We start from the raw sequence: 11,649 nt of genomic DNA, 5'->3' as shown, positions 1-11,649 counted from the left end.
TCAGAAGTTAAGCACTTCAGCGGCGAAAATAGTTGGGCCTGCCCCTGCGAACATAGCACGTTGCCGGGTCTTTTTTTTATGATATGATAAGGACGGTGGTATTATGAAACGAAAGCTAAATATTAAGAATTTACTTATTCTTGTTTTACCCTGTCTTTGTTTGTGCTTCGGTTTGGTCTTTCTTTTTTTACCGAAAGAAGACAAACCCGTTTCTAAACCTTCCGAAGCTAAAGAAAAAGTTAAAACGGATACAAAGTCATTAAAAACGTTTTTAGAAATTCTTCAGGAACCGGTCGGTCAAACGATGTATATCTGGGGCGGCGGATGGAATGAAGAAGATACCGGTGCCGGGAAGGAAGCCCTGACACTGGGAGTGAGTAAGAAATGGAAAGAATTTTTTCTTCAACAAGATTCATCTTACAACATGGAAAATCATTTGTATGAGATTCATAATGGTTTAGATTGTTCCGGTTATGTAGGATGGGCCATTTATAATTTGATGGAAACTAAATCCAATCAGGGATCAGGTTATGTTATGTTGGCAAGTGAAATGGCCTCTACATTCAGCGAAAATGGATGGGGAAGCTATACACCCCGCTTACAGGTTACAGATTATAAGCCTGGTGATATCATGTCGAATGAAGAACACGTATATGTTGTTTTAGGGACCATGGATGATGGAAGTGTTTTGTTGATACATTCTTCCCCTCCTGGGGTTCGAATCTGTGGCACACCGAATTCTGCAGGCTCTTCCCTTTCTATGGCTAACGAGCTGGCTGAATCTATCATGTCTGAATACTATCCGGATTGGTATGCCAAATATCCTTCGGTCAATGTTGATTCGACGTATCTTACAAATTATGATCAGTTTCGTTGGAACAAAGATACTTTAAAAGATGCCCAAAAGATCCAGATGATGTCTGGTAACGAAATTATAGAACTTTTATATGAATAAAGGCACTGGCTTATGACCAATGCCTATTTTTTTATGATTGTTTTTTCGAATGGTTCGATGGCGTTGAGATCGTATGGGGTATCCTGATAAACGATAAAATTGATCCAGTTGGAGTAGAGAAGATTCGCTCCGCTTTTCCATGTGATGACCGGTTCTTTGGAATCGTCATCATTGGGATAGTAGTTTTTAGGGACCGCTATTTGAAGCCCTTTATTTTTATCGCGAAGATATTCCTTCTCCAATGTATGCCGGTCATATTCGGAGTGCCCCGTAATAAAAATCTGACGGCAGCCTTCCGTGGCGCAGGCATAGACACCGGCCTCTTGACTGGAGGCGAGTATCTTTAGATACGGACAGGCTTCAATGTCTTCCATTCGGTTTGAAGTATGTCGGGAATGAGGAACCATGAACTGATCGTCAAACCCTCGAAATAAAATGGAAGATTTTCGATCGACCTGATGACAAAAAACACCAAATAGTTTATGATCCAATTCCACTTTAGGAATTCCATAATGATAATAGAGTCCTGCCTGGGCGCCCCAGCAAATATGGAAAGTGGAATGAACGTGGGTTTTTGACCACTCCATCACTTCACAGAGTTCATCCCAATATTCTACTTCTTCAAATTCCAAATGTTCCAAAGGGGCTCCTGTGATCACCATGCCATCAAAATAACGATCCTTGAAGGCGTCAAATGTTTGATAGAACTTCAGCATATGTTCTTCGGATACATTCTTTGATTTGTGGTTTTTCATCTGCATGAGTTCGATTTCAACTTGTATAGGGGTGTTCCCTAACAAGCGTGCCATTTGTGTCTCGGTTTCGATTTTGGTAGGCATCAAATTCAAAAGAAGGATCTTTAAAGGCCGGATATCTTGAGAATCTGCCCGTGTTTCGTTCATCACAAAGATGTTTTCCTGCGTCAGTGTTTTTGTCGCAGGGAGTTCATTAGGGATTTTGATTGGCATAATTGACTCCTAGGCTTCTAAAGCTTGTTCAATATCCGCAATCAAATCCTTAGCATCTTCCAGTCCGCAGGAGAAACGTACCATGTCCGCACTGATTCCGGCAGCTTGTAATTCTTCGTCTGTCATTTGACGATGGGTCGAGCTGGCTGGATGCAGACAGCATGTACGGGCATCGGCCACATGGGTTTCGATGGCTGCCAGTTTCAGATGCTTCATAAATTTTTCAGCGGCTTGACGTCCTCCCTGGATCTCAAAACTTACAACACCGCAAGATCCGTTTGGCAGATATTTTTGCGCCAGATCATAGTATTTGTCTCCTGGAAGTCCGCTGTACTGGACCGATTTGATTTTTGGATGTTTTGAAAGGAAAGTAGCCACTGCCAGGGCGTTTTCACTATGTCTAGGCATGCGTACATGGAGGCTTTCCAGTCCAAGATTCAGATAGAAAGCATTTTGCGGCGCTTGAATGGCTCCCAGATCTCTCATCAACTGAGCTGTCGCTTTTGTGATATAAGCGCCTTCCAGTCCAAATCTTTCTGTATAGGTGATACCGTGATAACTTTCATCCGGTGTTGTCAGTCCAGGAAATTTTTCTGGATAACGGGTCCAGTCAAAGCGACCAGAATCTACGATGCATCCGCCTACGGCAGCTCCATGACCATCCATATATTTGGTTGTAGAATGAGTAATGATATCGGCTCCCCATTCAAAAGGTCGGCACAATACAGGCGTCGCAAAAGTATTGTCGATGATCAGGGGAACGCCGTGAGCATGGGCGGCCTGAGCAAATTTTTCAATATCCAAAACCGTTAAGGCCGGATTGGCAATGGTTTCGCCAAACACGGCTTTTGTGTTTTCCCTGAAGGCTTTTTCCAGTTCTTCCTTTGAACAGTCTGGATCTACAAAGGTGAAATCCAGTCCCATACGTTTCATCGTAACCGCAAATAAATTATAGGTTCCTCCATAGATGCTGTTGGAACAAACGATATGATCGCCTTGTCCGGCGATGTTGAAGATGGCAAAGAAGTTAGCGGCCTGTCCGCTGCTTGTCAGCATCGCTGCACTTCCGCCTTCCATTTCTGCAATCTTACTGGCGACCGCATCGTTGGTTGGGTTTTGCAGACGGGTATAAAAATATCCGTTTGCCTCCAGATCAAATAGTTTTCCCATATCTTCACTGGTTGCGTATTTAAACGTTGTACTTTGAACAATAGGGATCTGTCGAGGCTCCCCGTTTCCAGGTGTATAACCACCCTGTACACATTTTGTTCCGATTCCTTGATGTTTCATATTGTTTCCTCTTTTCGTATACGCTTATTTTATAGGGCATTGTTTAGGTTGTCAAAACATTATAAATTACATTAAACTCCAAATTATCCATTCTTCTGATAGAATAAGAGTGCAGACTTAAATAGAGGGAAAGAATATGAAATTATTTGCGAGTGATTTGGATGGAACGTTATTGAACCAGTACCATAAGGCCGACGATACGATCAATGAAGGAATCAAAAAAATTCAAGCATCCGGCCATATATTCAGTATCTGTACGGGAAGAAATCCTGCTCTGGCCTCTTCGGCAGGTCTTGTACCTTCGTATATGATTTGTATGAACGGTGCCTGCATACTGGATCCAAAGGGAGAGCTTTTAATGCAGCATCCAATGGATAGAGAAGTCCTTCGGTTTCTGTTACAGGAACCTTCCTTAAAATTTGAATACCAGACGCTTACAAATATCTATACGACCAGGGACCGGGATTCTTTTACGGAAATCTATCGTCAAAATCAGCTTCTTCGGCATCGAGATGTAAAAAAAGATATGGAGAAGAATTTAAAAAAGTATACCTTTGACTGCGATCCGGAGTGGATCCTGAATCAGACGATCTATAAAGTAAACCTTCATTATGCCAATTCGATGGAACCAAAACAGGTAGAACGTTTGGTGCATGAACACCAGGATACGATCATCAATGCCCCAAGTACAGAAAGTCTGGCAGAGCTGACGGGCAAGGAAGTCACCAAAGCCAATGCGATCCGGGAACTGGCTCAGTTTCTTCATATCGATTCAAACGATATTTATGTATATGGAGACGGATTGAATGATATCAGTATGCTTGAAGCGTTCCAACATTCGTATTCTCCATGTAATGGAAATGAAAAAGCCAAGAAGGCCGCTCATTCTTTACTGGGACCTTTTGAAGAGTATTCTGTGATCAAGCATATGTTGGAAACGATTCAAGAGTGATTTGAGGATGGTTATCTTTTTTGTTATGATATCCGAATAGGAGGGGGAAAGACGATGAAAAAGAAAAATTGGATCAAAGATTTGATCTTGGTATTATTAGGAAATTTGATCATTGCCTGCGAGGTGGCATTTATTGTTTTGCCCAATGATTTGCTGGACGGAGGCGTTGCCGGACTTTCCGTGGCTTTGCAGCCTTTGATTCCTATCGATCCGGTTTGGATGATCAATGGTTTGACGATTGGTTTGTTCCTTTTGGGATTGATTTTTTTGGGCAAGGCCTTCGCATTGAAAACGGTTGTTTCAGCTATCGCCTACCCGGTGTTTGTCACCCTTCTTTCTTCCGTGGCGGCTCAATTTCCAGAATCGACTTTTGTATTGCCCGATTACCTGGCTGCCGTTTATGCCGGTGCTTTGGCCGGGTTTGGACTGGGACTGGCCTTTAGAGCCAATGCCAGTACCGGAGGAATGGATATTCCGGCACTGATTTTAAGAAAATACGCTAAGATCCCTTCGGGACAGGCGGTTATGATCATTGATGTACTGACAGTATCCTTAGGAATTTTTACTTATGGTCTTCAAAAAGCACTGGTAGGGATCATTACCGCTTTTATTGCCGGACAGGTCATCAATAAGACGGTGTTATTAGGCTCACAAAGTGCCAAGAATCTGATGGTCATCTCCAGCAAGTGGGATGAGATCCGTGACTATTTGATGAATACTTTAAGCCGGGGGGTGACCGTATTATCGGGCAAAGGCGGTTATACCCAACAAGATCGTCCGGTGGTGATGTGCGTGATCTCCCGCAAAGAATATCCTGCGGTCGAACAGGCCATCAATAAGATCGATCCGGCGGCCTTTATGGTGGTCAGCGATGTCAACGAGATCCATGGTTCCGGCTTTACCTTTGAAGATGGAACGCTGAACCGCGATATATGGTAAAAAAAAACTCTCCTAAGAGAGTTCAAACATTCCGGAATAAAGCTGATAGTAGACTCCTTTTTCTTCCAAAAGCTGATCGTGGTTGCCTCGCTCGATGATGCTTCCATGGTCGAGGACAATGATCACGTCGGCATTTCGAACGGTGGATAAACGATGCGCAATCACAAAAACGGTTCTGCCTTCCATGAGTTTGTCCATGCCTTGTTCAATCATGCGTTCTGTGTGAGTATCCACGGAACTGGTCGCTTCATCTAAGATCAGAACAGGAGGGTCAGCCACGGCAGCGCGGGCAATGGCCAGTAACTGACGCTGACCGCTGGATAAGTTTTGTCCATCGTTATGGACTTGTGTCTGATACCCTTGAGGGAGACGACGGATAAAGGAATCCGCATTGGCCAGTCTGGCGGCTTCGATACATTCGTCATCGGTCGCATCCAAATTGCCAAAACGAATATTGTCCATGATGGTTCCGCTAAATAAATGCGTATCCTGGAGGACGATTCCCAAAGAACGGCGCAAGTCGTCTTTTTTTATGAGCTTGATATCAATGCCATCGTAAGTGATGGAACCATTTTGAAGTTCATAAAAGCGGTTGATCAGATTGGTAATCGTTGTCTTACCGGCTCCGGTTGCTCCGACAAAAGCGACTTTCTGGCCTGGTTTGGCATACAAGTTGATCTGATGCAGAATCGTCTTTTTGGATGTATAGCCAAAGTCGACATCATAGAAACAAACGTCTCCTTTGAGCTGGACATATTCTACACCTTCCGGGCGGGGATGTCGCCATGCCCAGATTCCAGTATTGTCTTTGGTTTCTAAAAATTGGCCGTTTTTTACACGGACCCGCACCAGAGTTACTTTTCCTTCATCGATCTCGGGTTCTTTATTCATCAGTTCGAAAATTCTTTCGGCGCCAGCCAGAGCGCTCAACAATAAGTTCATCTGTAAAGTAAACTGGTTGATCGGCATTGCAGCCTGGCGGACAAAAATCAAATAACTGGCTAAAGAACCCACATCCATCTGTCCTTGAAGGGCCATATATCCGCCAACGACAGAGACAATGGCATAATTCACAAAAGACAGTGATACGACAACAGGAACGATGGTTTGTGAATAGCTCAAAGCTTTGGAGCTGCTTTGTTGAAGGCTCTTGTTGATGGATTCAAAAGCCGTTTGGTTGGCCTTTTCGTGATTGAATACTTTTACAACTTTCTGCCCGCTGATCATTTCTTCCGTAAACCCGTTGATTTGTCCGATATTTTCCTGTTGAGAAGAGAAATAAGTTTTACTTTTACGGCTGGAAAACTGAATATAAAGAAATAAGATCACGTAAAAAACCAATACGATACAGCTTAGTTTCCAGCTTAATACAAAGAGTAGGATCAAAGTACCGGCGACCTGAATAAAACTTTGGATCATCATCGCAAAAGAATTGTTCAGTGCATCAGAGACGGTATCGACATCATTGGTAAAACGGGACATCAGTTCTCCATGAGAATGGGTATCAAAGAATGAGATCGGCAGTTTCTGCATCACATGAAACAGATCATGACGAATGTCTTTGATTACTTTCTGTGCAGCTACGGCCATCAGCTGTGTATAACCTAAAGCAGAAGCAACACCTATTAGAAAGATAAAAGCCATGAGGAGCAACTGAAGCCATGCCTTTTGAATACCGGTGTCCAGGACATCATTGACAATAGGGCGGATCATGTAAGTTCCCAAAAGATTTCCTAAGGCAGACAGCGAAACCAGGATCCCCACTAAAACAAATAGGAACGCATGGTGACCCATATAACGCATCAATTTTTTGACGGTGTCTTTTAAATTCTGCGGTCTCATTTTTTATCCCCCCTTTGTTGGGATTCATAAAGTCCACGGTAGAATTCGGATTCTTTCATCAATGTATCGTGATTTCCTATGGCGCTGATCTTTCCTTCTTCTAAGATCAGGATCTGGTCACAATGCATCACAGAACTGACCCTTTGTGCAATCATGATTTGCGTCAGGCCGGGAATCGAGCGAAGAGCTTCGCGTATGGAATGATCTGTTTGTGTATCTACAGCACTGGTGGAATCATCCAGAATCAAGATCTTAGGATTCTTTAATAAGGCGCGGGCAATGCACAGCCTTTGGCGCTGTCCTCCAGATACATTCGTGCCTCCTTGTTCAATAAAAGTGTCGTATTGATGAGGCATCTTTTGGATGAATTCATCTGCCTGAGCTATTTTACAGGCTTTTATGATGTCTTCTTCGGTGGCCTGGGGATTTCCCCATCGCATATTCTCTTTGATGGTCCCGGAAAATAACGTATTGTTTTGAAGAACGATAGCCACCAGGTCACGAAGCTGTATCAAATCAATATCGCGGACATCCACGTGGCCAATCTTGATATTTCCTTCGTCCACATCGTAAAGCCGGGGAATCAGCTGTACCAGTGAAGATTTCGCTGATCCTGTGGCTCCCAGGATTCCTACTGAACTGCCGGCAGGAATGTGCCATGTGATATCGGACAGCACATATTCTTTGGCAAGTTTACTGTATTTGAAATAGACATGATGAAAATCGATGGAACTGTCTTTGGGGGTCAAAGGCAAATTGGGAGAACGTAAGGCCACCGGTTCTTCGATAACTTCGGCGATTCGATTGCAGGAAGCAATCGAACGGGTGATCAATAAAAATACATTGGAGATCATCATCAAGGAGTTCATGATCTGGAGAACGTAGCTCAGGATCCCGGTCAGTTCTCCAACCTGCATTTCCTGTTGAAGGATCATTTGTACTCCTAAGACCATCAATCCGACGATGGCCATATACATCGTCATTTGAAAAGCAGGGGTATTAAAGGAAGCATAATGGAATGTATCTTTGGAAATGTCGGCCAGATGGGCGTTCACTTTTTCAAAGCGTTCTTCTTCGTATTCGTCCCTTACAAAGGCTTTGATGGCACGAATGGCCGTCAGATTTTCCTGAATCAGCAAATTGACAGAATCTACCGCTTTCTGGAGCTTGCGATACATTGGAGCAATTTTTCGCACGATAAAAAAGAGAATGATCCCCAGAATCGGTGTTGTGAATAAAAATACGATAGATAATTTAGCGTTTATGATAAATGACATCACCAGTCCCAGAATCAAAATAATAGGGCCGCGGGCAAAAGGCCGGATACCGTTGACCAAAGCGTTCTGGATCACAGTGACATCGCTGGTTAAACGAGTGATCAATGAGGCCGTTTCAAAATGATCCAAGTTGGAAAAGGCATACTCCTGGATCTTGCGGTATTCCACAGAGCGAAGGCGCTGGCAAAACAATGTGATTGCCTTAGCGGCACAGCGGGCATACAACAGTCCAAAAATCAAAGACAATAAAGCGCACATCAACATCTGCATGCCTTTTTCTAAAAAGATGGAGGTATCTTGATTGAGTACACCGAAATCAATGATATCGCTCATCAGTAAGGGAATAAAAACTTCAAAGGAAGTTTCGATTGCCACACATAGAATGGCGATCAGAAAATATCGGCGGATACCTTTGGAATATGAGAATAATACTTTTAAAGATGACATAATCTTTCCTTTCGCTGAGTCAATTATACACCGATTCTAAAAATTGATGAATGCCTTCAGATTTCATATAATCATTTCAGGAGGATATTTATGTATCAGGTAGAAATTTGTTGCGGAAGTTATCAGGATGCCCAGGCTGCCTATCATGGAGGAGCCCGACGCATTGAATTGAACAGTGCATTAAGTGTAGGGGGCTTGACTCCCAGCCTTACGGTATTAAGAAGAATAAAAAAAGAGATGGATCTGAAGGTAATCTGTATGGTTCGTATCCGTGCAGGAGGGTTTTGTTTTGATTCGATGGACATTGAATTAATGATGGAACAGGCAATGGTTTTATTGGAAGCCGGAGCCGACGGGATTGCGTTTGGCTTTTTAACAAAAGAGGGAGATATTGATTACAAGAGCACGAAGAAAATGACAGATCTGATTCATGCGTATCATAAAGAAGCCGTTTTTCATCGCGCCATTGATGTAACAAAAGATATTGATCAGGCCATGATGGATTTGATCTCGTGCGGTATTGACCGGGTGCTTACAAGCGGTCAGAAAGAAAAGGCGATGGAGGGTATACAGAACATTGCCCGCCTGCAGAAGTTATTTGGAGAAAAAATCGAGATCCTTGCGGGAAGCGGGATGAATGCCCTGAACGCTCGCGAAATGCTTATGACAACAGGAATTCAACAAATTCATTCTTCGTGCAAGAGCTTTAAAAAAGATCCAACAACTCAAAGAGGGAATGTCAGTTATGCGTATTTATCGGCTCCCCATGAGATGGATTACGATATCGTCGATGAAGATCTGGTCAAAAAATTGGTGGAAGCCGTGTCTTAAAAGCCTTGCGGTATTTAGAAATTTAAAAGATTCTGATAAAATAATAATATGAGACGAAAAAGAAGAGTAAAAAAAGGACGCTTGATTGCGGTGTGTTTACTGGCGATTGCGGTGATGATCACCGGAGGATGCAGTGTGTATCTGGCCACAAGATTGTTTCAAAAAGATACTGCGACCGAGACGAAAAAAAACACAAAAACAGAAAAGAAACAAAATACAGAAAAAACTTCATCCTTTACTTTTGCCGGGGTTGGGGACAATCTGCTGCACGATGTAATTTTTGCGGATTACATGTATGGGGATACCGATTTTGATTTTGATCAATACTATGAATTGATGAAGAAATACATTGAACCGGTAGATCTGGCTTATATCAACCAGGAGACCATTTGTGCCGGTGATGATTATGGATTAAGCGGATATCCTACATTCAATGGACCAACACAGCTTTTGGATGCGACCATCGATACCGGATTTGACTGGCTGGCCACCAGCAGCAATCACAGCTTAGATAAAGGGGCCGACGCTTTGCTTGCACAACTGGATTATCTTGATGAGAAATATCCAAAGGTATCGGTAACGGGCACGCATCGAAGCGAAGAAGAATCCCAAGAATATGTTGTACGAGAAGTGAACGGAATCAAAGTAGGGCTTTTGGGCTATACTTATGGAACCAATGGAATTCCGGTACCGGAAGATAAGCCATGGATCGTAGATCTTATCGATGAAGAAAAAATCGAAAAAGATGTGAAAGAAATTTCTAAGATCAGCGATGTACAAATCGTTTCTATGCACTGGGGAACGGAATACCATACCGAAATTGAACCCGATCAGGAAGAACTTGCGAAAAAGATGAATGAATGGGGCGTTGAAGTTATCATCGGGACGCACCCTCATGTCATCAAACCTGCCGAAATCATTCAGGGAGAAAAACAGGATACACTCTGTTATTATTCTTTGGGCAACTTTTTAAGTGCTCAGGATACTAATGATCGAATGGTTGGCGGAATGGCCAGTTTTACCTTGAACTATGACTTTGAAAAGGAAAAAACGACATTTGACAAAGTACAGTTCATACCGACCGTCACTTATTTTGATCCGTATCTATCAAACTTTAAAGTGATGACGATTCATGAATACAATAACGAGTATGCTCAGGGGCACCATATCACCGCCATGGGCTACGATATGACCAAAGAGTGGATCCAGGAGTATGTTCAACAAGTGATGCAGGAACCGGAAGGAATCGAGGTCGTGTTGGAATCATGAGTCAAAAAACGATTGCGGAAAATCGAAAGGCGAGACATGAATACGAACTTTATGATCGTTTTGAAGCCGGACTTTGTTTAAAAGGGACAGAAATTAAAAGTATCCGAAAAGGAAAAGTTCAGCTAAAGGATTCCTATATCAGCTTTTATGGCAATGAAGCCTATATCAAGGGGATGCATATTTCTCCTTATGAATTTGGGAATATCTTTAACCATGACGAAACAAGAGACCGAAAGCTTCTGTTGCATAAAAAAGAAATCTTGAAACTGGAGCAGGCGGCAAAGGTAAAAGGGTATACAATTGTGCCGACACGCCTTTATTTAAGTAAGGGACTGGCCAAATTGGAAATTGCTCTGGCGAAAGGAAAAGATCTGCACGATAAACGTGAAGCACAGAAGAAAAAAGACGCACAAAAAGAAATACAAAAAGCCTTGAAGAATCAATATTAGTACGTTATAATGACGTACTCTGGGGGTGTTTTTGGTATTCGATGAGTAAATGTTTGGATTCAGCCACAGCCACGAAGGATACGTGTAATAACCAATTAAATTTAAACGCTAAAACTAAACTTGCTAACGTATTTGGTGCAAACCAGAGCTTAGCTTTTGCTGCCTAATTTAGCCTACGTTTGGCTCGCAGCCCCGATCCTCTGAGTTCGCTTTCTTATCAGAGATCGCAGGATTCATAAAGAAGATAAGATGAAGTATTGATTCGCTGCTTCATACGAAAACCTAAGAATCAAATCTTATGACCTTTGTTCTTGTCCAATCCATAAGATCAAACTGACAAGAAAAGCTGTAAACGTTGTCTCGTGGGACTTTGCTTAGACAGGAGTTCGACTCTCCTCACCTCCACCAAGAGAAAACAAAAGTGTCAAAT

General features: G+C 42.7%; 10 protein-coding genes and 1 other RNA gene. 7 read left to right on the top strand and 4 right to left on the bottom strand.

Features of this window, described 5'->3' with window-relative positions:
• Window positions 1-103 precede the first annotated feature (103 nt).
• A complete protein-coding gene (locus tag Q0K03_RS05605) occupies window positions 104-955 on the top strand; it encodes a hypothetical protein (protein WP_297238610.1) in 852 nt (283 codons plus the stop codon).
• A gap of 23 nt (window positions 956-978) precedes the next feature.
• Here the strand turns inward: Q0K03_RS05605 and metA are convergent, their stop codons facing one another.
• Together metA and Q0K03_RS05595 are read right to left on the bottom strand one after the other, a co-directional pair.
• On the bottom strand, window positions 979-1,923 hold the full coding sequence (gene metA, locus Q0K03_RS05600) for a homoserine O-succinyltransferase (protein WP_297238608.1): 945 nt from the start codon (window positions 1,921-1,923) through the stop codon (window positions 979-981).
• A gap of 9 nt (window positions 1,924-1,932) precedes the next feature.
• The gene (locus tag Q0K03_RS05595) at window positions 1,933-3,213 is read right to left on the bottom strand and encodes an O-acetylhomoserine aminocarboxypropyltransferase/cysteine synthase family protein (protein WP_297238606.1); all 1,281 of its coding nucleotides are present in this window, start codon (window positions 3,211-3,213) and stop codon (window positions 1,933-1,935) included.
• 136 nt (window positions 3,214-3,349) lie between these two features.
• On the opposite strand from Q0K03_RS05595, the gene Q0K03_RS05590 reads away from it, so the two are divergent.
• Complete coding sequence (locus tag Q0K03_RS05590) at window positions 3,350-4,165, top strand: Cof-type HAD-IIB family hydrolase (protein WP_297238604.1); 816 nt, start codon at window positions 3,350-3,352, stop codon at window positions 4,163-4,165.
• 54 nt (window positions 4,166-4,219) lie between these two features.
• Window positions 4,220-5,104, top strand: a complete 885-nt coding sequence (locus tag Q0K03_RS05585) for a YitT family protein (protein WP_297238602.1) — start codon at window positions 4,220-4,222, stop codon at window positions 5,102-5,104.
• A gap of 12 nt (window positions 5,105-5,116) precedes the next feature.
• On the opposite strand, the gene Q0K03_RS05580 is transcribed toward Q0K03_RS05585, so the two are convergent.
• Together Q0K03_RS05580 and Q0K03_RS05575 are read right to left on the bottom strand one after the other, a co-directional pair.
• Window positions 5,117-6,946, bottom strand: a complete 1,830-nt coding sequence (locus tag Q0K03_RS05580) for an ABC transporter ATP-binding protein (protein ID WP_297238600.1) — start codon at window positions 6,944-6,946, stop codon at window positions 5,117-5,119.
• Window positions 6,943-8,670 carry an ABC transporter ATP-binding protein gene (locus tag Q0K03_RS05575; RefSeq protein ID WP_297238598.1) on the bottom strand — a complete coding sequence of 576 codons (1,728 nt, stop codon included), beginning with the start codon at window positions 8,668-8,670 and terminating at the stop codon, window positions 6,943-6,945. The genes Q0K03_RS05580 and Q0K03_RS05575 overlap by 4 nt, the downstream gene beginning before the upstream one ends.
• A 90-nt stretch (window positions 8,671-8,760) precedes the next feature.
• Here Q0K03_RS05575 and Q0K03_RS05570 point away from each other — a divergent pair, with 90 nt between their 5' ends.
• The 4 genes from Q0K03_RS05570 (at window position 8,761) to ssrA (ending at window position 11,627) form a co-directional block, all read left to right on the top strand.
• Window positions 8,761-9,501: a copper homeostasis protein CutC gene (locus Q0K03_RS05570; protein WP_297238596.1), complete on the top strand. Its 741-nt coding sequence runs from the start codon at window positions 8,761-8,763 to the stop codon at window positions 9,499-9,501.
• Between the two features lie 48 nt (window positions 9,502-9,549).
• Window positions 9,550-10,770, top strand: coding sequence for a CapA family protein (locus Q0K03_RS05565; protein ID WP_297238594.1), 1,221 nt, complete (start codon window positions 9,550-9,552; stop codon window positions 10,768-10,770).
• Window positions 10,764-11,219 carry an SsrA-binding protein SmpB gene (smpB, locus tag Q0K03_RS05560; protein WP_297238612.1) on the top strand — a complete coding sequence of 152 codons (456 nt, stop codon included), beginning with the start codon at window positions 10,764-10,766 and terminating at the stop codon, window positions 11,217-11,219. Before Q0K03_RS05565 ends, smpB begins: the two co-directional genes overlap by 7 nt.
• Window positions 11,220-11,240: 21 nt before the next feature.
• Window positions 11,241-11,627: a transfer-messenger RNA gene (ssrA, locus tag Q0K03_RS05555) on the top strand.
• Window positions 11,628-11,649 lie beyond the last annotated feature (22 nt).

This window comes from uncultured Faecalicoccus sp. (assembly GCF_944327125.1).
Lineage (GTDB): Bacteria > Bacillota_I > Bacilli_A > Erysipelotrichales > Erysipelotrichaceae > Faecalicoccus.
The sequence above is the reverse complement of the archived record's forward strand: the minus strand, read 5'-3'. Positions and strand labels throughout refer to the sequence as shown.